A 21733-nucleotide genomic window follows, 5' to 3' on the forward strand; every position below is an offset into this window, starting at 1 on the left:
ATACCCGACGCCACAGCGCTATTCACTGATTGAATCACTGGCGTAAGTCAGTGCTCCGAAATTGATTTGTTGCTATAGCGTTAATGATGGCGAGTACACAGAGAAATTAAGTTGTATATACAATCATGGACAACCTAGCGCATAAAGTCACTATCAGCAAGATAGAGATTTAAACAATTGCGTAACACTTCGCAGTTCTCACAGAGAAATAAAATTGATCAGGACGTCACGGTGCCTTGTGGGGTAAAACGACCATAGAGTTGATAGCGTGAGCCTGGATACAGTAATTGCGCCGCAGTGACGACGACTTTTCCATACCAGGTTCTTCGGCGAATCAACAGACAAGGCTCATGCTCATCCAATTGCAGCAGTTGTCGCTCAGTCTGGCTCGGGATCACGGCTTCAACAATATGTTCACCTTCAGTCAGAGGCGCGGCTTGTGTGAGATAGCTGTAAGGAGTTATGTGATTGAAATCCTGCTTCATATAGTCGGGGGCCGTGCTTGGGTTAACACAGCGATTTTCGACTTGAACAGGGAAGTCATTCTCATAATGCACAATTTGCGAGTAGAACAACTGTTGACCGGGCAGGATCCCCAACGCTACCGCTTCTTCAGGGGTTGCCGGGCGAGCTTCTAGTTGCAGAATTTTACTGCTGTGGCGATGACCTCGAGCGGTTATCTCGTCAGCAATGTTATGAACTTCAAGTAAGGCACTGTGCGCTTTTGCTTCAGCAACAAAAGTTCCCACGCCTTGCATACGAATAAGGAAACCTTCATTGGTTAATTCACGTAACGCACGATTGATGGTCATACGGCTGACCCCCAGCTCAGCAACGAGCTCGCTTTCTGAGGGAACGCGTTGATGGGGCTGCCAGACCTCGCTTCTGATCTGGTGGATAATGGCCAACTTAACCCGTTGATAAATTGGCGCAGGAGTATCATCCATTGCGGCACTTAATTGTAAGACTTTTTGTTGTTCCGCCACGGCGTTAACCTCGTCAAATAAAAAGTTTATATGCTAAGTCTACGGTTGAATTTAGCGTATGTATATGTATATACAAGTGAGTGGTTTAATTAATTGACGCCGCTGCTGCTTAGCGCGTTTGACTCTGAACAAAATATTGGGATATCGCTATGCCAGTTTATTTTACCGAGCGTGCTTTCTTACCGAGTGGATGGGCAGATAACGTACAAATTACTGTTGACGAACTGGGGTATATTCAGCGCATTGTGACCGGCAGCAGTGGTACTGGTTGTCAGGTTTTATCCGGCCCAATACTACCAGGCATGCCGAATCTTCACTCCCATGCCTTTCAGCGCATGATGTCTGGATTAGCCGAAATCGCCGGTAACCCACAGGATAGCTTCTGGACTTGGCGAGATCTGATGTATCGACTGGTACAGCAATTAACACCGGAAGATGTTGGTGTGATTGCCCGTCAACTGTATATCGAGATGCTGAAAGGTGGCTATACGCAAGTCGCAGAGTTTCATTATTTACACCACGATCCCGACGGTAATCCATACAATTGCCCAGGTGAAATGACCGCTCAACTGAGTCAGGCCGCGCAAGAGGCGGGTATCGGGATGACATTGTTACCCGTATTGTACAGCTACGCGGGGTTTGGTGCTCAGCCTGCTCAGCAGGGGCAGCGCCGTTTTATTCAGAGCACCGATAGCTATCTCAAACAGCAGCAGGTTATTAGTAAACAATTGGTTAATCAGCCATTACAAAACCAAGGTTTATGTTTTCATTCTTTGCGCGCCGTAGAACTCAGCCAAATGCAGGAGATCCTACAAGCTTCGGATAATCAATTACCGGTACATATTCATATTGCTGAGCAGCAAAAGGAGGTCAACGACTGTCTGGATTGGAGTGGGCAGCGCCCCGTTGCATGGTTGTATAACCATTTGTCAGTCGACAGCCGCTGGTGTCTGATTCATGCGACACATCTTGATAAATCCGAGCTTGTTCGTTTGGCAGAAAGTCAGGCTGTGGCAGGATTATGCCCGACTACCGAGGCTAACCTTGGTGATGGTATTTTCCCTGGGGTCGATTATCTGCATTATCAGGGGCGGTGGGGTATCGGCTCAGATAGCCATGTTTCATTGGATGTGGTGGAAGAATTACGTTGGTTAGAATATGGTCAGCGCCTGCGTGATCAACGCCGCAATCGTCTGACGAGTGAGCAATATCCTGCCGTGGCTGATTTGCTTTATAGCCAAGCTTTAGCGGGAGGACGACAGGCTTGTGCCAGCAAAATTAGTCAGTTAACCGAAGGCTACCGCGCTGACTGGTTAGTATTGGATGGCGATGATCCTTATATTGCTGGTACAAAATCGGCATCTTTGTTGAATCGGTGGTTATTTGCGGGGGGCAAATCGCAAATTCGCGATGTTTATGTGGCAGGCAAAGCGGTAATAGTGGATAGATATCATCCAATGCAACAGCAATCTGCACAGGATTTTCTGACGGTATTGAAAGCCTGTCAACAGGAGGTCTGATGAGCTTTACCCTTTTTGATTTTGCCAGCTTACCCGTTAGCCGTTGGCGAAATGGCGGCGGCGAAACCCGTGAAATAGCATGTTGGCCCGTTGGTGGAGATGATTTTGCCTGGCGTGCCAGCATTGCTACAATCGAACAGGATGGCCCGTTTTCAATGTTTTCGGATATCGATCGGTCAATTACGCTGCTATCAGGTGAAGGGGTTGAACTATCCAGCCCAGGCTGGGAGGCACATACTCTTTCCAAGCCGTTGCAGCCGTTTGCTTTCCCCGGTGATATCCCTATTCATGCGCGTTTATTAGGAGGGAGTAGTCAAGACTTTAATATTATGACGCGGCGCGGTTGCTGGCAGGCATCGGTATCGTCGGTGAGTTCGGCACAAAAACTCCCTGTTTCCCATAGTGGATTGATCTACGTTGTGAAGGGAAACTGGCTTGTTTGCCATACCGAAACACACCAACTTACTGCTTCGCAAGGCTGTTGGTGGTTGCCTGCAATTAAGGGAGGGCAATTACAGCCTCTTACTGCGGATAGCCATTTGCTATGGGTTGATTTATTTCCTTGGCGGTAAAAGGGAATGTTTTTTGTAATTTTCATTACAAACCAAAGTGATGCAATTCTTTGGGGTTACTTTTTCACATGCAAGACTGCTATAACTGATGCTCACATAGATACTGTGGGCATCACCGCTATACCTGTTACAATTTCCCTCTGCCACACAAACTGCAACTAAGAAGATTTCCTCATTGCCAAGGCATGTGCTTGGTTACTCGATAGTGTTCAAATTACCAGCATTTGTTAGATCCATGTCATAGTTTTGTTATTTGCTCTGCGCAAAACACAAATTTCGGTTGTTTGGTGTTAAAAATTTCAATAATCTTAATTATGAAATAAATATTTAAAAAAAGAGGTGATAGATGGAAGAATAGATAATAAAAAACTAACCAATTGTTTTATATTGATTATTTGTGAATTTCAAGCCGGGAATGGGGCGTTTGCATTCACGGAAGTGCATTGAAGTGCCTAAAATAACTATTTTTATCTTCTGCGAGTCATGCAGTTATAAAAAAATATTTTCAATAAGCAGGCGCTGAGATGTTAATGCATTCCACTTTTGAAGGGTATAGTTCATGAAGCTGAAAAAAATCATTATCGCCTCACTCGCTATTTGTCTGTTGCCATTGGGTGCTTATGCTAAAGATCTTAAAATTGGCGTTTCCATGGCTTACTTCGATGATAACTTCCTGACAATATTACGTCAGGCTATGCAAAACAAAATGAAAGAAGAAGGGAATGTCACTGGGCAATTCGAGGATGCAAAAGGGGATATTGCCCAACAAATTCAGCAGGTAGAGAATTTTGTCAGTCAAGGGGTCGATGCCATTATTCTGAATCCGGTAGATACTCAAGGTGTAAAGCCAATGATCAAATTAGCTGAACAGGCGAAGATACCATTGGTTTTTGTGAATCGCCGTCCTGAAATAACGTTACCAGCTGGTATGGCCTATGTGGGATCAGATTCTGAGCTTGCAGGTCGTCTACAGATGGAGGAATTAGCGAAGCTGATGGGGGGGAAAGGTAACGTAATGATCCTGATGGGGGAACTCTCGAGTGAGGCTACTCGTGATAGAACTCGGGGAGTAGAGAAAGTTGCAGCTCAGTATCCAGATATTCATATCATTGATAAGCAAACTGCAAAATTTTTCCGCAAAGAAGCGGTAGACGTTACCACTGATTGGGTTTTGTCTGGGCAACAAATAGATGCCATTGCATCAAATAATGATGAAATGGCCATTGGGGCTATTTTAGCCTTAAAACAAGCGAAGAAAAATGGCGTAGTAATTGGTGGCATTGATGGCACACCCGATGCGCTTGAGTTTATTAAGAAAGGCGATTTGAATGTCAGTATTTTCCAAGATGCTAAAGGTCAAGGAGAAGGCGCTGTAGAAACTGCGATTAAATTAGCCTCCGGCCAGAAAGTTGAAAGCAGTGTTATGATTCCTTATCAACTCATCACTAAAGATAATTACCAAGACTTTGCTAATAAAAATAAAAAGTGAAAACAACCTTTTCCCCTGGCTAATAGTTAATTATAAAAACACAGAAATAAGTTAACTTTTCAAGTCAAATTTTTATACATGAAAAATCAAATATTCATTAAATATATTTTAATGGATAGGTGGTGCCGTATTTATTGTTATCACTTTTTTGATAAGTACGGCGCTTACCCACTGAGCGTATTATGATGACCAAGGAGATGATGATATGTATCCTTACATTCTCGAGGCTGAAGGCATCAGTAAGCAATTCCCTGGTGTCAAGGCATTGAATAAAGTGGGCATTAAAATAAAAGCAGGAAGTGTCCATGCATTAATGGGAGAGAATGGCGCAGGAAAATCGACCCTGATGAAATGTTTGATAGGAATATATCATCCTGATGAAGGCTCAATAAAAGTAAAGGGCGAAACGGTTAGCTTCAGTGATACATTAGATGCACTCCATGCTGGTATTGCAATGATTCATCAAGAGCTAAATTTAGTCCCGCATATGACGGTGGCAGAAAATATTTGGTTGGGGCGAGAGCCCGTTCATTATGGTTTTGTTAACCACGATTTGCTCAACAGCAAAACCAAGGATTTATTAAAGCATTTAAATATAAAATTGAAACCAGATATGCTGGTTGGTGAATTGAATATTGCTAGCCAACAAATGGTAGAGATTGCTAAGGCTGTTTCTTATGATGCAGATGTTTTAATAATGGATGAACCGACATCAGCGCTGACCGAAGGTGAGGTTTTTCATCTGTTTGCGATTATTACTGAGTTAAAAGAGCAAGGGAAAGGCATTATCTATATCAGCCATAAAATGGATGAAATATTCGAAATTACTGATGAGGTAAGTGTTTTCCGCGATGGCATGTTTGTTGCCACAGATAAAACGGAAAACCTGACAAAACAATCATTAATCACCATGATGGTCGGTCGTGAACTTACTCATATGTTCCCAAAATTTAATAATAATATTGGTGAAGAAGTTTTGCGAGTTAATGAGTTACGGCGAGATGGGTTATTTCGCAATATCTCATTTTCCGTAAAACGAGGCGAGATATTGGGTGTTGCTGGTTTGGTTGGCGCAGGTCGTAGTGAGGTTATGGAAAGCTTATTTGGTATGCATCCTGCGGACAGTGGTGAAATTTTTATCGATGGTCTGCCAGTCAATATCGACTCCCCATCAAAGGCTATTGAACAAAGATTGGCTTTTCTTACCGAAGACCGAAAGAAGTCAGGGTTATTCTTAGTCTTGTCTGTGGTTGAGAATATGAGCATCGTAAATCTTTCTGAGTACATTAATACAAAAGGTTTTGTCAGTCATGGACAAATGGCTCAAGACTGCATGGAGCAGATTAAAAAATTAAACATCAAAACACCTACGATGGATCAAATAATTAATAATTTAAGTGGCGGTAATCAACAAAAGGTGCTCATAGCACGCTGGTTATTAGCTCAACCCAAAATACTTATTCTGGATGAACCCACTCGAGGTATTGATGTTGGGGCAAAATCAGAAATTTATCGTTTAATTAGTGAACTGGCGAACCGTGGTGTAGCCATTATTTTAGTTTCCTCTGAGCTACCTGAAATTCTTGGTATGAGTGATAGAGTTATGGTCATGCACAGCGGACACATCACTGGAATATTAGACAAACAAGATGCTAGTCAAGAAAAGATAATGGCCCTGGCCTCAGAATAATTACTGGAAGGTAACGATAATGAGTAATGTTAAATTTGCTAAATCATTAACGGTTGAGTCAACAAAAACACATTCATTCATGTCTGGATTTAAAGGGAAATTACCTAAAGATACCGGTATTTTTATTGTCATGATCGGTATTGCATTGATTTTTGAGTTCCTTGGCTGGTTTATTCGCGACCAATCATTTTTATTGAATCCTAATCGGCTATTATTGATCGTTCTGCAAGTGGCTATTATAGGTATCATTGCCGTCGGAGTGACACAAGTTATTATCACTACCGGCATTGATCTCTCATCCGGCTCTTTAATTGCATTAACGGCTGTTGTCGCGGCGAGTCTGGCACAGACATCAGAAAGTATTTCACCTATGTATCCGCACTTATTGGATTTACCCGCGGCTATCCCTATTATTGCAGGCATAGGGGTCGGGATACTGTGTGGATTTATTAATGGTTTCTTGATAACCCGTACAGGTATTCCTCCCTTTATCGCTACATTAGGAATGATGGTTTCTGCCAGAGGACTTGCCCAATATTACACTAAAGGCAATCCGGTAAGTTTTCTCTCCGATGATTTTACCGCGGTTGGGCAAGGTGCTATGCCCGTTATCATTTTTTTGGTTATTGCGGTGATATTCCATATTGCACTGAAACACACCCGTTATGGTAAATACGTCTATGCCATCGGCGGGAATATGATTTCAGCAAAAGTATCAGGCATTAACGTTAATAAATATCTGGTAACGGTTTATACCATTGCCGGGGGATTAGCTGGCTTGGCGGGCGTGGTTTTGGCCGCCCGGGTGAGTAGCGGGCAATCAAGCATGGGCCAATCTTATGAATTGGATGCGATTGCGGCTGCCGTTATTGGTGGTAGCAGCTTGATGGGTGGGGTCGGTCGTATCACCGGTACAGTAATTGGCGCCGTAATCTTAGGACTGATTAAGAGTGGTTTTACTTTTATTGGTGTGGACTCCTACATTCAGGACATTATCAAAGGCATCATTATTGTCAGTGCCGTCGCCATAGATATGCATCGTAACCGCAAGAAGCGCTAACCGCAGTCGGCGCGATTAAACCAGTAGCACTAACAGCCTATCATTCTGCTGTTGAGTGCTACTGGGGTTTGAGGCCAAATCACGCAGAAAACACACTAATATCGGAGCTAGTTTTTATTTCAGATAATTTTTTATAGGATGATGTATCAGTTTTTACTAATGCATTGGCTTACAGATAGTCACCGTTTAGCGAAAATAATCCAATAAATCAATTAACTCTGTTCTAGAGTATTACAATTCCATTTGTCACTCACGGTGTTGCTTTACTGTAATAAATACGCCTCCACACCCAGCTTAGCATCTTGGCGGTATCACCCGACTCAGGCAATTGGGTAATTTCTGGTGCTGCTGCCCAGTGGCCACTTTCATCTATGCCAGCAATGTCATAGCGGAAAAAATAATCGGGCTCTAACCCCATTCGCAGATCTGCAAGGGTCAGCCGAAGCTCGCCATCCTCACGTCGCTGAGCGTGAGCGGCGATAAACCCATGTGTGAACCACAATAGACGTTTCAACTGCGGTACGGATGTGAACTGCGCCAACGCCTGGTTGTCGCTTTCGTGAAAAGTAAATTGCATCGCTCCCCGATCCGCGACAAGGGATCGGTCACCGAGCCAGTAGCCATCCGGTACCATCACAATCACCCGCCAAGCCAGCGTGTTGAACGGAAACGGTGTAGAAAAACGCGGGGCATTCTGCAAGTTCAGAACAGCCAGGCTTTGCGAGGCTACCCGGTCAACCAAAGATTTGGCGGCAACACTCCAAACCAGGTAGGCCGAGCTCACGAGCAAGCCTGCTACCAACCAATTGTGTGCCGCCCTGTCTCGGCCTGAGCCACTCGTTTGCTGCGCAGTTTTATGTGGTGAAAGCTGCCAGGCAGCCATAACCCCTATCAACAACGGCACTGTATACAACGGATCAATGACGAAGATTGTCGCCCACATGACGGGTGGGGTCTTCATGGGCCATAGCACCTGCGTACCGTAGACGGTAAAGGCATCCAGCAACGGATGTGTTATCAGGGCCAGCCAGATCGCCAACAGCCACCGCAATGGGGCACCTCGAACCAGCGAACTGCGAGACTTGAGCAAGAGCCAAAGCAGCAATCCCAACAACGTTAGCATCAAGAGTGAATGCGATGGACCACGGTGCCAGGTCACTTCTGTAACCACATCACTGCTGAATACTTTGAACCAGAGCACGTCCAGATCGGGCAAAGTACCGAGTACTCCACCCGCCAGTATTGCCTGGCGTCGATGATGTGGGGGGACGACAAGTGCGGCGACACTGCTGCCAAGAACAATCTGAGTTAATGAGTCCATGGCAGATTCCAACGGCTTGGTTTACTGATCTGTTGGGCATCTTGTGCTTTTATCCATCGGTCATGCAGCCATTGTTCCGTTTTGCGGCGAGCGAGCAGGGTTGCCCATTCCAGATCGCGCTCGAACAGCATCGGTTTCTCATCGCTACCGATGATGACCCAGAACCAACGCCTATCAGCCAGATTGCGTGCCTTGAATTTTAAACCGGTGAGTTGGACAGTCTCGTTACGGCCTGGGTGTGATAAGCGAATAGGTTCATCATGGAGAGTAACAGACGCTCTCCCTAGGCTGGTCAGCAAGTCGGGCGCAGCCTTACGCAAGAACTCTGCCGCAATCTGCTCAGCGCGCTCACGAGACGGTAACGGTTTCCCCACCAGGTCGAGCGAGATGTTGGCAAAACCCTTGAGTGTGCCATCGGCGGCGATCACCGTACTAAAGTGTTCTCCCTCCAGGAAGGCATTGCGCTCATCGCGCCTCTCGTAACGGCTGAGTGCGGCGGGTTGACCATCCAGAGTGACCGAACGCTGACTGGTTTGATGATGAGTATCTGGGATGCTGATCGGGTTATCTCCAACCGCACCGGAGGCTGTTTGCAACGCGAAAGCAGACAGAGCAGCGGTAAGCCCTAGACTGATGCGGAACACCAGGATCCAACGGCAGGAAGTCAGAATTGAAGAGAGCGAAGAACGGATAGAATTCATGATTTCCTCGTGGATGAAGCAAGCGATGCACTGCCCGCAACGCAGACAGTGGCCAGTAAAAGTGCCACCGCAAGCCCCACCAATAGCGGGACGAAACCGGGCACCCAGGACACGATAAATGGACCGATGCTGGCTCCGATAAACAGGACAAAACCATTGAGGGCCATGCCCGCTGCGCGGTTAGGTACCGCCAGATCACCAAACTGGGTGATCATTGCCGGAATAGCGAGAGCGACGCCGACCACGAAGACCAGACTCCCAATGGCAATACCGGTCAGCGATTGCGCTAACACAGCCTCTAGGGCCAAGCCCACGGCCGCAACCAGATAACCTGCACCCGCAACGCCCGGCATCCCGATCCGAGCAGCAAGCGGCCCGACCAGCAAGGCGATGAACATCCCTGGCAATCCAACCAAGCGCAGTGCAATGACTGTGGCAGGAGAAAGGTTCAAGCCCGCCAGATGCGGCCCCAACGCCGTATACATCGCAACGAAAGACAGGAGAAGTGTGATGTGTGCAAATGACAGCAGCAGAATGGCAGGCCGCACGGCAATTTTGCCCAATGCTACGAAACGATGGCCCAGATGACCCTCAACGATAGTGCGTGCCGGTTCCTTTATCATCAACGCAATTAATGGAAGCATGACCACAAGACCGCCTCCCGTGGTCAGAAATACCCAGAACCAATCCCATCGTAACGCCACCCAGGCCGCGAATACTTGCCCAAGGATGCCGGCCACGAGGAAAGACGTAGACATGGCCCCGATGGCGGTTGCTCGGTGACGTATCCGCACCGCTTCAGCAAGATAGGCCAGTGCTACCGGGGCAAAACTGGACGCTGCCAGCCCCTGTAACATCCGAAGTCCCGCCAACCATGGCAACGAAGGCACGAAGGCGCAGGCAAGTGTGGCAATCGACAGGGCGCTCAGCCCCATCAGCATCACTGGCCGACGACCATACTGATCCGATAACGGCCCCCAGAGCAGGAACCCGCCAGCATAGGCCAGGCTGAAACAAGTGGCCAGCGCGAACGAGACGGCCCCCGGTGTTGCCGGGCTGAAAGAGTGACCGACGTACGTCAGCAAAGGGATTGCCAGGTAAAGCTGGGTCAGCACCAACAGGGCGACCGCGACCAGTAGAGTGACACCTGGCCCACTCGCGTAATGAGCTGGTCTGAGGTGAGGGGGCTTGCTGGAGGTCTCATCAGCCAAGCCTGAGAATTGCGTATTTTCAGCCATGGAACTCTGCTTCCGATATCGGTACAGCACCCCCAACGATGACGGAATGTACCTGACGTGCAGTATGCAGCTCCCAGAATTGGTCAGCGATGTCCATTGGTGCGACGGTATCACTTTTACCCACACCGCCCGGTGTTCCCTCAACGAAGCCGTTGACGATCACCTCACCGACATGAATGTCATGTGACGCGAGGGTATGCGCCAGAATATGGGTAGTTTTACGTTGAGCTGCAACGCTGATGGCAATCGCAGCATAATCGATGGCGAACGCATTGATTTGTGGGTCATCGAGCGCCATGACGCCGCTGGTAACCAGTACGGTACCTTTTGATGCCGCAAGGTCGTTCCTGCTCTCTTGTACGGCGGTGATGTAGCCAACAACGCGAAGATCGAAACTCTTGCTCAGATCTGCGGGCTGAGTGGACAGCAGGTCACCTTCGATATCGAGAAAAACGTTCCAGTGCAGGATACCTATAGGCCCCATTATCTCATGTACGTCCGTGACGGCATGTCGAATCGCTTTAACATCGCTAAGGTCGGCTGGGAAAGCGCGAGCCTGGATGCCTTCGGCGGTCAATTCCGTTACCGCATCAGCGAGATGCTGAGCATTGCGCGCAATCAAGGCTACGGGATGACCCGCCTTACCAAAACGGCGAGCGACTGCATGGGAAATACCCGGGCCATATCCACAGATGAGGATGGTGTTTTTCATAGTTCAGACTCCGATTATAAAGTAAAATTACAACTCCAACGTTTTAGTTGGAAATAACTATAGTATGATTACGTGACAGCAACAACCTATAAATGAGAGAGAAGAAAAATGGCTTGGGATACTGAAGGGACGAAACGCAAAATTCTGGATGCGGCGATGACCGAATTCGCCCGACTCGGACCCGATGGCACTACCCTTGAGCGGGTTGCCAAGTTGGCCGGGGTAAACAAGGAGCGTGTTTATAATTACTTTGGCGATAAGCGAGCGCTGTTCTCAGCCGTATTACGTAGTGAGTTGGCCAAGGTGGCATCGGCGTTGCCCATTACATCCTTTGCGGTTGAAGATATTGGCGATTACGCTGGCCGTGCCTACGATTATCACCTCGACAATCCTGAACTGAGTCGGCTCATGCGCTGGGAAGGGTTGATATTCAGTGATGAGGTGCCGGACGAAGAACAGCGACGCGAATACTATGGATACAAGATTCAGGCCGTGAGCGATGGGCAGCGCGAGGGAATTGTTACCCAAGCCATTGGAGCAGATCATCTGGCTTTTTTGGTGTTAGCTTTGGCCGGATGGTGGTCTGCCGTTCCACAGGTCGCGCGCATGTTAACGGGACCAGATAGCGCAGAAGAACATGCCAGACGGAGATCCTCTGTCATAGAAGCTGCCCGACGTCTGGCGTCTGCCCCATAAAGTTATTCGAACGCTAGCTTTTGCGTACTGTGGACGAACTCAGAAAGAACTAGAGGCAATGTAAGCCTAAATAGCGGCCTTAACTTTCCTCTCTAAACGGAAATCAGGGGTTCTCGACATCCCGGTTTTGCCATAACCCGCTTTTTTGTTAATAAGAATACTAGCCATGTCTGATTTCATTCGTGGTTTTCGCCCTGACTTAATTTTGGTAGCCATTGCGGCGGCACAACGGCCATTTTCCCTCTCCAGGATACGTCGATGCTCGGCCTCAGCGACGGCAGCTAATATCTGGTGGCCTACTGTACAAGCGCCTATTGATTAGCGTATGTGTAATAGTATAACATTACATTCGTGCTATCCAATAAGGAGCTATAGATGTCTAAAAAATATAACTGCCTATCCATAATTGCATTGAGTGTTTGTGTTTCATTGATCAGTTTTAAATCATTTGCGCATGGTAAACATAGCCACTCACATGAGCACCATCAATCGGATGCTGCACGCACAGCAAGTGAAGGCATCTTTGTAGACAAAGATGTTAAGGATAGGGGGCTGAGTGATTGGGATGGGGTCTGGCAATCGGTTAATCCCTATCTGTTAAAAGGGGATCTGGATTCGGTACTCGTTAATAAAGCGAAAAAAAATAAAGATAAAACGGTTACAGAATACCGAGAGTATTACCGCCGGGGCTATCATTATGATTGGCATAGAGAATAACACTATTGATTTTCACACCTCAGATGCCGTTAATTCATGTAAGTATAGCTACTCTGGCTTTAAAATAATGCACTATGACTCAGGGAAGAAGGGAGTACGCTATTTATTCGAATGTAAAGATGCTAACTCAAAAGCACCAAAATTTGTCCAATTCAGTGACCATATAATAGAACCACAAAAATCCCATCATTTTCATATTTACACGAGCAATGAGTCGCATGAAGCATTGTTTAAAGAAATGGATAACTGGCCAACGTTTTATCCAATCACATTAGGCAAAGATGAAATAGTTCACGAGATGTTGCATCACTAAAGTTAGTGTTGTCGATTATTTCCAGTAAGAGAAGACCATGCATCCGCATGGTCTTTTTGTATGTTATTCAAGCGAGCATTTGGGTCTATAGGCCAAACATTGACCGATTTGATTTTGTATTCGTCGCAGATGAGTGACGCACACAGCTACATACACCCGCTATTCTCATGGTTATCCGGTAGGATGCATGGCGACTAAATCTCAAAATGTGATATTTATAAAACATCTTTTCATTAAAATTGAAATTTTGTTTTTAGAGTGCTATGTTCTGCACAGTCAAGTCTAACTATCACACCCAATGGGCCACAGCTCATTGGCGCAAAGGAGAGAACATAATGAAAATTGCACTGATGATGGAAAACAGTCAGGCAACTAAAAACGCCATCATTCTGAAAGAGCTGAATGCTGTAGCCTCGGAAAAAGCGTACCCGGTATACAACGTGGGCATGAGTGATGAAAACGACCATCACCTGACTTATATTCATCTGGGGATCATGGCCAGCATTCTGCTCAATTCTAAAGCAGTGGATTTTGTGGTTACTGGCTGTGGTACAGGCCAAGGCGCAATGATGTCGTTAAACATCCATCCAGGTGTTGTATGTGGATATTGCATCGATCCTGCTGACGCTTTCCTGTTTGCTCAGATCAATAACGGTAATGCATTGTCACTGCCATTCGCCAAAGGTTTTGGCTGGGGTGCTGAATTAAATGTGCGTTATATCTTTGAAAAAGCGTTTACTGGCGTGAAGGGGGAAGGTTACCCGCTGGATCGTAAAGAGCCGCAGGTACGTAATGCGGGTATTTTGAACCAAGTGAAAGCTGCGGTAGTGAAAGAAAACTATCTCGATACACTGCGCTCTATTGACCGTGAATTAGTGAAAACCGCAGTAAGCGGTGCACGTTTCCAGCAGTGCTTCTTTGATAACTGCCAAGTTGAAGAGATTAAAGCTTTCGTGAAAGAAGTACTGGCGTAACGATAGCCTCGAGTGCTGAAGAATAAAACAAGGCTCCTGAACAGGAGCCTTTTGCTTATTTGATTCCGCTAAAACACTTAACGACTACTTACACCGCGGTCTGCTAACACTTAGGCGCTGCCCCTTGTGGTGGCAGATAGCGTAGTGGATCAAGTGCGGTTGCTCGGTAACGGATTTGGAAATGCAACATTATCGTGTCTGTTCCGGTGCTGCCCATCGTGGCTATTTTTTGTCCCGCTTTCACATCTTGAGCATTGTTCACTAGCATGGTGTCGTTATGGGCATAAGCGGTGATGAAATCCTCACCGTGTTTAATCATTATCAGGTTGCCATAACCACGTAACTGATTCCCGACATACACGACCCGCCCTTTGGCCGACGCGTAGATTGGCTGCCCACGTTTAGCCGTAATATCAATGCCTTTATTACCACCGTCGGCGTTGGAGTAGCGCGATATTATTTGGCCACTGGTCGGCCAGCGCCAGCATCGATTAGCACCCGGTGGTGGTGTCGATGCAGCGAGTACAGTATTTGAGGATTTACGCTTTGTTGATGCCAGTCGCCCGGACGCCGCAGAACTGCTGAGCTGAAGTTTTTGCCCAACCTCAAGTCTATAGGGGGGGCGGAGCCTGTTGATGCGGGCAAGGTCACTCACTTCGCTATCACTGATCCATGCAATAAAATAAAGTGTGTCACCTGACTTAACGGTATACGATTTATCGTTATAACTGCCTTTTGGCAGTTTGGTGTAGTCACGATTGGATTTGTTTGAGCACCCAGCCAATAGCAAGACAACCATTGCGTATACCGCCAACCATGGCCACAACTGCATTCTACTTTTAGTGTTCAAAACTTTTCCTTTATCGCCGTGATATCAAACTCCCTCAGCCAACTATATTAACATTCGAACTATAAGGTTCAAAAGCCTGTGTAAGATTATCGTTTAGGATTGGTGGTAATTGGCAGGCTAAAATGGCTCACAATTTCTTGTGAGACGGGGGAAACCCATAGAATTGCGTAGATTAGTGGTTTCTTACGTATTACTGCTTTCCAATGGAGTGCAGCACTCTGGCAGAGAGTCGCCTTTGCTGCTTACGGTTTACTAGCCATGATAATGATGGGCTGAAAGGCATGTAATATTTATAACTATTAATATACCTAAGCCTACTTATGTCTTTGCTATGAATTATCTGTTTGTTATTAAATTAACTTCATTCAATAAGTATTAATATATCTATAAATCAAAGTGTTTTTTAATTGGCTTTTATTAAACTACATTTTTTAAATGTTGACGATCAATGCGAGAAATATACTGACTTTCTGTGTTGCTTGTCTGGCATGTTTATTCTAGATTTAAACTGAAAACAATATAAGACATGGTGGTTGATTTATATTTAATTATTAGCTGACTTGTTTTTATTCTTTGTGAAAACTACGGTGCTAAATTTAAACTAAATAAATAGGGTGTTTATTATGTCAGATAATATGGATTGTTTGTTTTTAGATTCTCGTTTTGGAACATTACAAGTGAGTTACTCAATTGATAAAAAACAAATTCCGCTTCAATCACATCTAATAGATTGTTTTTAATTATCTTTTAATAATCTAATTATGAGGTGAGTTTATGCAGAACAATAACGTATCAACCAAACGCAGCCCGTCAATAAAAAAACTGGGCATTATGACACTAGTGGTAATGAATATTGTGGCAGTGGTCAGTCTAAGAGGGTTACCTACCGAAGCGGAGTATGGATTAAGTTCTATTTTTTACTATCTGTTTGCTGCTGTATTCTTCTTGATCCCGGTCTGTTTGGTGGCGGCTGAATTGGCAACCGGTTGGCCGGAAAAAGGCGGAGTATTTCGCTGGGTAGGCGAGGCTTTTGGCCCGCGCTGGGCATTTTTAGCCATGTTTATGCTGTGGACTGAGGTGACGGTATGGTTCCCTACTGTCCTGACGTTTGGTGCGGTTTCATTAGCTTTTATTGGCCCCGACCAGACATGGGATCAAGCACTCTCGGCCAATAAATTCTTTGTGCTCGGGATTGTGTTGTGTATTTATTGGTTTGCGACCTTTATTGCCTTTAAGGGGGTGGAAACCTTTGCCAAGGTCTCTAAATGGGGGGGATTGATAGGCACCATCATTCCGGTAATTATCCTGATCATATTAGGTTTTTCATATTTGATTGGTGGAGGTACCTCGCAAATAGAGTTGTCATGGGATAACGTTGTTCCTGACTTTTCTAATTTCGATAATGTGGTTTTAGCCGCCAGTATCTTCCTGTTTTATGCTGGGATGGAGATGAATGCCATCCATGTCAAAGATGTAGAGAACCCGCAGAGAAACTATCCCATCTCTATTATGTTGGCTGCTTTAGGGACTGTACTTATTTTTGTCTTGGGCACGTTAGCCATAGCTTTTGTGATCCCCGAGTCTGATATCAATCTGACGCAAAGTTTGTTAGTGACTTATTACGACCTGTTTAAGTGGGCCGGTATCGAATGGCTAGGGCCGATAGTGGCATGCTGTCTGGCTGTGGGGGTATTAGCAGGTGTAGTGACATGGGTTGCCGGGCCTTCATCCGGGTTATTGGAAGTGGCTAAGGCCGGATACTTACCGCGCTGGTGGCAGAGTATCAATAAAAATGGTATGGCGACGCATATCCTATGTGTTCAAGCACTTATTGTTACCTTGCTATCTATCTTGTTCGTGGTACTTCCCTCAGTTCAATCGGCCTACCAGATATTGAGCCAATTGACCGTCATCCTGTATCTCATTATGTACATGTTGATGTTCAGTGCGGCTATCTACCTGCGCTTTAGTCAACCAAACCGACCACGGCCTTATTGTATATCTGGCGGTAATGCAGGGATGTGGATTATTGGTGGTACAGGGCTACTGAGTTCGTGTATTGCTTTCATCTTTAGCTTCATTCCACCTAGCCAAATTGTGGTGGGTAGCCCCAAGGAGTATGTCGCTATTTTGATCGCATTAGCCTTGTTCTTCTGCATGGTACCTTTGGTGATTTATGCACTGCGCAAACCTCATTGGCGTGATGAAAACTGTGATTTTGCCCCTTTTACCTGGGAGCGAGACCGTGGGCATCCCGGAATCCCGACCACCAGTGCAATTCATACCAGCGATGCAGTAGCAAACAGGTAATACCCATAAATTGGTTATCGGCATTATCAATCAAAATCATAGATCCGTCATATGTCAGTGAGCTTTTCAAAAAAAACATTATGACTGCAATGCCTAACAGGCTAACGTCTTCTATTTATATCAACACCCGCTTTTGGCTGTGAATTCACTCGATGGATGCAACACATTGGTTAAATCGCTTTGCGTTTTCCATGAATTGGCTGAGCATAAAATCTTAATGAAAAGCCCTGAGGGGCTTTTCATACATAAGCATCTGCAAACTGTTAATTACCACATCAAATCATCGGGCACTTTGAAATCGGCATACGGATCTTCTCCATCTTGCTCTTCCTGACTAAGCGCACTATTTAATACAATACTGTTCGCATCTCGCTGCGCAATTTTATCGGCTACGCTCGCGGGGATAATAGCGTATTCACTCTCGCCACTGTTCTCAACAACCAGACGAGCAATGGCGAGACGACCACTAATCAGCTGAGCTTGAGTGAGCTTATCCACAACTATTTTTTTAATTAAATTATTATCTGTGAAGTTAAAACCAATATTGCCTTTTGAAATATCGATTCTGTTCATTTCAATGAGCTGTTTCACCTGAGCTTTATACTCTTTAGATAAAGCCGCTTGTTTTTGTTGTTCGCTTAGTTGTTTATCACGCTCAAGTTGTTCTTTTTTATTTTCATCCACAGCCTCTCTTGCCTCACGAGCCTGAGCTCGTGATTTCTTAGCTGTTCTTTGGACTTTGGCCATTTTTTTGCTGGTCACTAATCCAGCTTTTAGCATCTGCTCTTGTAAGGTGAGTTTTGTCATCTTCGTTCCTAAACCAGTTGAATAATTTGTGGGATTATACCTGTAATTTTTGAGTCTGTTCCAGATTGCAGGACCTGATCACGGTATTACTTGAGTTTGGAGGGGGTTATCAGAGGCTGGTGGGACCTGCTCTCAGGATTCGCCAGTCGGTTTAAAATTCGGTATCATCCGCTCCCACTCTTCATCCGGGTAGCCTGATGTCTAAGATAATCGATACCTTTATTGCCCCGCCGTGTCATGACAAGATAGAGACTCTCTATCAGGACGATCACCTGGTTCTTATCAATAAACCTGCTGGGCTGCTTAGCCTCTCGGGGAAAAATCCGCAAAATCTGGATTCGGTGCATCATCGGTTAGTACAGATACTCCCCGGCTGTACCCTGGTTCATCGCTTGGATTTTGGCACTTCCGGGCTGATGGTGATTGCCCGCAATAAGGCTATAAATGCCGCCCTCTGTCGACAGTTCAGCCAGCGCACCGTGACCAAAGTGTACAGCGCACTGCTCTGCGGACATCTGGATGACAACGAAGGGATGATAGACGCAGCGATTGCCAAAGATCCGGCGCTGTTCCCGCTGATGTCGATTTGCCCAATCCACGGCAAGCCGGCTCGCTCCTACTATCGGGTCGTGGAGTGCTTTTATCATGAGTTGGAAGATGGGACGTTACTGCCATTAACGCGGGTACAGCTAACCCCAGAAACCGGGCGTACTCATCAACTCCGCATCCACTGTCAGCAGTTGGGCCATCCCATTTTGGGTTGTGACCTGTATGGCGGTCGCCTGCTGCCAGGTACCGAACGGACTCCACGGCTGATGCTGCACGCCAGTGAGTTGCATTTTGTTCATCCCATCAGTGAAGAGTGGGTCAAAGCCCATAATTCCAGCCCGTTCTGAAAGCGAAAGTTTCTATTACGATGCCACCCGGAGTATCTCCCCCATCTTATTTAAACGGGTATTACCTGTTGTTCTGGTCACATGTGTGCTGAAAGTACCGCTCCAGCCGAGGCTTTTGCGTCGTTGACGCAACGAGTGCAATGTCATTGGGCCGCATGGATTATCACGACCCGGAAATAGGTGCAGCCGATATCCTGTCAAACTATGGCGCGTTCTGAGCATTTTGACGGTTTGAAAGGGAAGGGGAATAGCATGTTATCTGCGGATTGTTATCCACATACTTATTTTAAACTGCGCTTTCACGAGACAAGATGAGACATTATGAAATGAAAAATCCACGCAAATGCGTGGATTTAATGGTATTTGTTATTTTTCATGAGACTCAGTGAATCCTCATGAAACAACAAAAATGATTTAGACGTTGAACAAGAAGTTCATCACGTCGCCATCTTTTACGATGTAATCTTTACCTTCTGAACGCATTTTGCCGGCTTCTTTCGCGCCTTGCTCACCCTTGTAGGTGATAAAGTCCTCGAAAGCGATAGTTTGTGCGCGGATAAAGCCTTTCTCGAAGTCGGTGTGAATTTTACCGGCAGCTTGTGGTGCAGTTGCACCTATCGGGATGGTCCAGGCACGCACTTCTTTTACACCGGCAGTAAAATAGGTTTGCAGGTTCAGCAATTCATAACCGGCACGGATCACACGGTTCAGACCGGGTTCTTCAATACCTAACTCAGCCATAAATTCAGCGCGGTCTGCATCTTCCAACTCAGCAATATCAGACTCAACTGCGGCACAAACGGCAACTACCACAGAACCTTCCGCCGCAGCGATGGCACGCACCTGATCCAAATATGGATTGTTTTCAAACCCATCTTCATTGACGTTAGCAATGTACATGGTTGGCTTCAGGGTGAGGAAGCTCAGATAACGGATGGCGGCTTTATCTTCAGCACTCAGGTTCAACGCACGCAGCATGCCAGCATTTTCTAAATGTGGCAGACATTTTTCCAGCGCTTCCAGTTCCGCTTTAGCGTCTTTATCACCGCCTTTAGCTTTCTTCTGAACACGATGCATTGCGCGTTCACAGGTTTCCAGATCGGAAAGTGCCAGTTCAGTGTTGATGGTATCAATGTCATCAACGGGATCAACTTTACCGGCAACATGGATGATGTTGTCATTTTCAAAACAACGTACCACATGACCAATTGCTTCAGTTTCACGGATATTGGTCAGGAACTGGTTACCCAGGCCTTCGCCTTTGGATGCACCCTTAACCAGGCCCGCGATATCGACGAATTCCATCGTCGTTGGCAAAATACGCTGAGGTTTAACAATCTCGGCCAGTTGGTCCAGACGCGGGTCCGGCATTGGCACCACACCCGTGTTGGGTTCAATGGTGCAGAACGGGAAATTAGCTGCTTCGATACCCGCTTGTGTCAACGCGTTGAACAGGGTGGATTTACCAACGTTAGGCAGGCCCACAATACCGCATTTGAATCCCATGTTTTATATCACCTTAAATAACTTAAAAATCAACTCGTTAGGGTTAACGTGCTGATGTAATCAAAATTTATGTCGCCATTATACACATTCTGACGATTTATCTCGATCATGCTGTTTCGTCGCCGCAATGGAACATGCTGTGAGAGCGAGTAGGTGATTGATTTTTCTAACTCTGTGTCCGAGATCACGCTTATACCATCTTAAGTTTCCTGATAAATGTCCGATAACTAGTTATTACAGTCCGCATACTGAATTTGGGTAATTCCAATGGAAATGAGTATCTATAAATGGCTGATCGTCATCTTGTTCGGGGGGATGGCGGGTATTGTGGGAATGCGTTTTCTTACCGCAGATGTTGAGCCTGCCGCCCCCTCCTTTGCCGAGTTGGTTGATCAATATGGGGTGGAAATTGAAAGTCACTCGGGCAAGAGCGTTAGATATGTGGGGTACAAAAAAAATACCCTTTATGAAGATTTCGACAGCATCCAGTTGAAATTTACCGCAGTAACCGACAAGTTTGAACGCAGCCACGACTTATCGCGCAACAAAGGAAAGGCATCAGATTGGGATTCGCTTTTTTGTAGCGATAAATTGAGTGATATTGCGGGCGAATATGATGGTAAAAGCAACAATTTTCTCGGGCGGGTGAGGGTGATATTTTCAGGTGTGGTATTGACCGGTGAGGGACAACAGGGGATTAATGCGCTGTGCAACAAAAATGAATAACAACTAATACAGGCACCCCGGCTTATGTTCGTTAGCCGGGGAACCGGGCCAGTATTATACGCCGGCCTTAAAGGAATGCAGGCGATTCATTGCCTTAGTGATGTCTTCTTTTAGCAGTATTTCAGTACAGCGGATAGATTCATCAATGGCCTCGTCAATTAAGGTTTGTTCACTGATTGGTGGCTTACCCAAAACAAAACCGGTGACTTTACTTTTATCACCCGGATGGCCGATGCCGATGCGCAAACGATAGAAGTTAGGGTTATTCCCCAACCTGCTCTGAATATCTTTCAGGCCGTTATGGCCACCGTTACCGCCACCTAGCTTTAATTTAGCCACGCCCGGCGGGATATCCAACTCATCGTGTGCGACTAAAATCTCTTCCGGCAGAATACGGTAAAATCCAGCCATTGCGGCTACGGCCTTGCCACTGAGATTCATAAAGGTAGAGGGTACCAACAAGCGAACGTCTTGGCCTGCCAGATTTAGCCTTGCAGTGTAGCCGAAGAATTTACCCTCTTCTTTCAGTGGTTGATTATGGCGCTGCGCCAATAAATCCACATACCAAGCACCTGCATTGTGGCGAGTTTGGGCATATTCAGCGCCCGGATTTGCCAGCCCAACGATTAATTTAATACTGCTCACGTCG

At 46.1% G+C, this 21733-nt stretch carries 20 protein-coding genes and 2 pseudogenes; 12 read left to right on the forward strand and 10 right to left on the reverse strand.

Annotated features, from left to right (window positions below):
* Positions 1–218: 218 nt before the first annotated feature.
* A complete protein-coding gene (hutC, locus tag ACWJJO_RS09835; RefSeq protein ID WP_083159045.1) occupies positions 219–986 on the reverse strand; it encodes a histidine utilization repressor in 768 nt (255 codons plus the stop codon).
* A 149-nt stretch (positions 987–1135) separates the two neighbouring features.
* Between hutC and ACWJJO_RS09840 the strand changes: the two genes are divergently transcribed.
* From ACWJJO_RS09840 to ACWJJO_RS09860, 5 genes are all read left to right on the forward strand, one after another.
* On the forward strand, positions 1136–2506 hold the full coding sequence (locus ACWJJO_RS09840) for a formimidoylglutamate deiminase (RefSeq protein ID WP_481090971.1): 1371 nt from the start codon (positions 1136–1138) through the stop codon (positions 2504–2506).
* The gene (locus ACWJJO_RS09845; RefSeq protein WP_083159043.1) at positions 2506–3078 is read left to right on the forward strand and encodes a HutD/Ves family protein; all 573 of its coding nucleotides are present in this window, start codon (positions 2506–2508) and stop codon (positions 3076–3078) included. The genes ACWJJO_RS09840 and ACWJJO_RS09845 overlap by 1 nt, the downstream gene beginning before the upstream one ends.
* Positions 3079–3637: 559 nt before the next feature.
* Positions 3638–4567, forward strand: coding sequence for a sugar ABC transporter substrate-binding protein (locus ACWJJO_RS09850; protein WP_083159042.1), 930 nt, complete (start codon positions 3638–3640; stop codon positions 4565–4567).
* Between the two features lie 205 nt (positions 4568–4772).
* Positions 4773–6257, forward strand: coding sequence for a sugar ABC transporter ATP-binding protein (locus ACWJJO_RS09855; RefSeq protein ID WP_481090972.1), 1485 nt, complete (start codon positions 4773–4775; stop codon positions 6255–6257).
* A gap of 19 nt (positions 6258–6276) precedes the next feature.
* Complete coding sequence (locus ACWJJO_RS09860) at positions 6277–7317, forward strand: ABC transporter permease (protein ID WP_083159040.1); 1041 nt, start codon at positions 6277–6279, stop codon at positions 7315–7317.
* A gap of 250 nt (positions 7318–7567) precedes the next feature.
* Here ACWJJO_RS09860 and ACWJJO_RS09865 read toward each other — a convergent pair whose 3' ends face one another.
* The 4 genes from ACWJJO_RS09865 to ACWJJO_RS09880 are packed head-to-tail and all read right to left on the reverse strand — an operon-like array spanning position 7568 to position 11289.
* Complete coding sequence (locus ACWJJO_RS09865; RefSeq protein WP_481090973.1) at positions 7568–8638, reverse strand: metal-dependent hydrolase; 1071 nt, start codon at positions 8636–8638, stop codon at positions 7568–7570.
* Positions 8626–9339: a hypothetical protein gene (locus tag ACWJJO_RS09870; RefSeq protein WP_481090974.1), complete on the reverse strand. Its 714-nt coding sequence runs from the start codon at positions 9337–9339 to the stop codon at positions 8626–8628. The genes ACWJJO_RS09865 and ACWJJO_RS09870 overlap by 13 nt, the downstream gene beginning before the upstream one ends.
* On the reverse strand, positions 9336–10577 hold the full coding sequence (locus ACWJJO_RS09875) for an MFS transporter (RefSeq protein ID WP_481090975.1): 1242 nt from the start codon (positions 10575–10577) through the stop codon (positions 9336–9338). The genes ACWJJO_RS09870 and ACWJJO_RS09875 overlap by 4 nt, the downstream gene beginning before the upstream one ends.
* On the reverse strand, positions 10570–11289 hold the full coding sequence (locus ACWJJO_RS09880; protein ID WP_481090976.1) for an SDR family NAD(P)-dependent oxidoreductase: 720 nt from the start codon (positions 11287–11289) through the stop codon (positions 10570–10572). The genes ACWJJO_RS09875 and ACWJJO_RS09880 overlap by 8 nt, the downstream gene beginning before the upstream one ends.
* A 108-nt stretch (positions 11290–11397) precedes the next feature.
* Here ACWJJO_RS09880 and ACWJJO_RS09885 point away from each other — a divergent pair, with 108 nt between their 5' ends.
* The 4 genes and pseudogenes from ACWJJO_RS09885 to ACWJJO_RS09900 all read left to right on the forward strand — a co-directional run bounded on the left by ACWJJO_RS09885 (position 11398) and on the right by ACWJJO_RS09900 (position 13989).
* A complete protein-coding gene (locus ACWJJO_RS09885) occupies positions 11398–11985 on the forward strand; it encodes a TetR/AcrR family transcriptional regulator (RefSeq protein WP_042569675.1) in 588 nt (195 codons plus the stop codon).
* A gap of 166 nt (positions 11986–12151) precedes the next feature.
* Positions 12152–12307 (forward strand): hypothetical protein, encoded by a 156-nt coding sequence (locus ACWJJO_RS09890; protein WP_193784669.1) that lies wholly within the window; start codon positions 12152–12154, stop codon positions 12305–12307.
* Positions 12308–12360: 53 nt separating this feature from the next.
* A pseudogene (gene zinT / locus ACWJJO_RS09895) lies at positions 12361–13015 on the forward strand (metal-binding protein ZinT).
* A gap of 335 nt (positions 13016–13350) precedes the next feature.
* The gene (locus ACWJJO_RS09900) at positions 13351–13989 is read left to right on the forward strand and encodes an RpiB/LacA/LacB family sugar-phosphate isomerase (protein ID WP_005185124.1); all 639 of its coding nucleotides are present in this window, start codon (positions 13351–13353) and stop codon (positions 13987–13989) included.
* A 103-nt stretch (positions 13990–14092) separates the two neighbouring features.
* Here the strand turns inward: ACWJJO_RS09900 and actS are convergent, their stop codons facing one another.
* Positions 14093–14821 (reverse strand): amidase activator ActS, encoded by a 729-nt coding sequence (gene actS, locus ACWJJO_RS09905; RefSeq protein WP_193784817.1) that lies wholly within the window; start codon positions 14819–14821, stop codon positions 14093–14095.
* A gap of 792 nt (positions 14822–15613) precedes the next feature.
* Between actS and gadC the strand changes: the two genes are divergently transcribed.
* Positions 15614–17149, forward strand: coding sequence for a glutamine/gamma-aminobutyrate antiporter GadC (gene gadC, locus ACWJJO_RS09910; protein ID WP_481090977.1), 1536 nt, complete (start codon positions 15614–15616; stop codon positions 17147–17149).
* Between the two features lie 267 nt (positions 17150–17416).
* Here gadC and ACWJJO_RS09915 read toward each other — a convergent pair whose 3' ends face one another.
* Positions 17417–17956 carry a DUF2058 domain-containing protein gene (locus tag ACWJJO_RS09915; protein ID WP_083159033.1) on the reverse strand — a complete coding sequence of 180 codons (540 nt, stop codon included), beginning with the start codon at positions 17954–17956 and terminating at the stop codon, positions 17417–17419.
* Between the two features lie 197 nt (positions 17957–18153).
* On the opposite strand from ACWJJO_RS09915, the gene ACWJJO_RS09920 reads away from it, so the two are divergent.
* Positions 18154–18852 (forward strand): RluA family pseudouridine synthase, encoded by a 699-nt coding sequence (locus tag ACWJJO_RS09920; RefSeq protein WP_420073106.1) that lies wholly within the window; start codon positions 18154–18156, stop codon positions 18850–18852.
* Positions 18853–18891: 39 nt separating this feature from the next.
* On the opposite strand, the pseudogene ACWJJO_RS09925 reads toward ACWJJO_RS09920, so the two are convergent.
* Together ACWJJO_RS09925 and ychF are read right to left on the reverse strand one after the other, a co-directional pair.
* A pseudogene (locus tag ACWJJO_RS09925) lies at positions 18892–19107 on the reverse strand (tyrosine-type recombinase/integrase); the annotation flags it as partial.
* A gap of 159 nt (positions 19108–19266) precedes the next feature.
* Positions 19267–20358 (reverse strand): redox-regulated ATPase YchF, encoded by a 1092-nt coding sequence (ychF, locus tag ACWJJO_RS09930; protein ID WP_083159031.1) that lies wholly within the window; start codon positions 20356–20358, stop codon positions 19267–19269.
* Between the two features lie 267 nt (positions 20359–20625).
* Here ychF and ACWJJO_RS09935 point away from each other — a divergent pair, with 267 nt between their 5' ends.
* Positions 20626–21084, forward strand: a complete 459-nt coding sequence (locus ACWJJO_RS09935; protein WP_102970422.1) for a hypothetical protein — start codon at positions 20626–20628, stop codon at positions 21082–21084.
* A 54-nt stretch (positions 21085–21138) separates the two neighbouring features.
* On the opposite strand, the gene pth is transcribed toward ACWJJO_RS09935, so the two are convergent.
* Positions 21139–21729 carry an aminoacyl-tRNA hydrolase gene (pth, locus tag ACWJJO_RS09940; RefSeq protein ID WP_372569118.1) on the reverse strand — a complete coding sequence of 197 codons (591 nt, stop codon included), beginning with the start codon at positions 21727–21729 and terminating at the stop codon, positions 21139–21141.
* Positions 21730–21733: the final 4 nt, after the last annotated feature.

The organism is Yersinia antarctica (assembly GCF_056636475.1).

Excerpts from the sequence above, each read along its gene's own strand:
- ACWJJO_RS09840 (WP_481090971.1), top strand. The coding sequence starts at position 1,136 with ATGCCAGTTTATTTTACCGAGCGTGCTTTCTTACCGAGTGGATGGGCA.
- ACWJJO_RS09845 (WP_083159043.1), top strand. The coding sequence starts at position 2,506 with ATGAGCTTTACCCTTTTTGATTTTGCCAGCTTACCCGTTAGCCGTTGG.
- ACWJJO_RS09850 (WP_083159042.1), top strand. The coding sequence starts at position 3,638 with ATGAAGCTGAAAAAAATCATTATCGCCTCACTCGCTATTTGTCTGTTG.
- ACWJJO_RS09855 (WP_481090972.1), top strand. The coding sequence starts at position 4,773 with ATGTATCCTTACATTCTCGAGGCTGAAGGCATCAGTAAGCAATTCCCT.
- ACWJJO_RS09860 (WP_083159040.1), top strand. The coding sequence starts at position 6,277 with ATGAGTAATGTTAAATTTGCTAAATCATTAACGGTTGAGTCAACAAAA.
- ACWJJO_RS09865 (WP_481090973.1), bottom strand. The coding sequence starts at position 8,638 with ATGGACTCATTAACTCAGATTGTTCTTGGCAGCAGTGTCGCCGCACTT.
- ACWJJO_RS09870 (WP_481090974.1), bottom strand. The coding sequence starts at position 9,339 with ATGAATTCTATCCGTTCTTCGCTCTCTTCAATTCTGACTTCCTGCCGT.
- ACWJJO_RS09875 (WP_481090975.1), bottom strand. The coding sequence starts at position 10,577 with ATGGCTGAAAATACGCAATTCTCAGGCTTGGCTGATGAGACCTCCAGC.
- ACWJJO_RS09880 (WP_481090976.1), bottom strand. The coding sequence starts at position 11,289 with ATGAAAAACACCATCCTCATCTGTGGATATGGCCCGGGTATTTCCCAT.
- ACWJJO_RS09885 (WP_042569675.1), top strand. The coding sequence starts at position 11,398 with ATGGCTTGGGATACTGAAGGGACGAAACGCAAAATTCTGGATGCGGCG.
- ACWJJO_RS09890 (WP_193784669.1), top strand. The coding sequence starts at position 12,152 with ATGTCTGATTTCATTCGTGGTTTTCGCCCTGACTTAATTTTGGTAGCC.
- ACWJJO_RS09900 (WP_005185124.1), top strand. The coding sequence starts at position 13,351 with ATGAAAATTGCACTGATGATGGAAAACAGTCAGGCAACTAAAAACGCC.
- actS (WP_193784817.1), bottom strand. The coding sequence starts at position 14,821 with ATGCAGTTGTGGCCATGGTTGGCGGTATACGCAATGGTTGTCTTGCTA.
- gadC (WP_481090977.1), top strand. The coding sequence starts at position 15,614 with ATGCAGAACAATAACGTATCAACCAAACGCAGCCCGTCAATAAAAAAA.
- ACWJJO_RS09915 (WP_083159033.1), bottom strand. The coding sequence starts at position 17,956 with ATGACAAAACTCACCTTACAAGAGCAGATGCTAAAAGCTGGATTAGTG.
- ACWJJO_RS09920 (WP_420073106.1), top strand. The coding sequence starts at position 18,154 with ATGTCTAAGATAATCGATACCTTTATTGCCCCGCCGTGTCATGACAAG.
- ychF (WP_083159031.1), bottom strand. The coding sequence starts at position 20,358 with ATGGGATTCAAATGCGGTATTGTGGGCCTGCCTAACGTTGGTAAATCC.
- ACWJJO_RS09935 (WP_102970422.1), top strand. The coding sequence starts at position 20,626 with ATGGAAATGAGTATCTATAAATGGCTGATCGTCATCTTGTTCGGGGGG.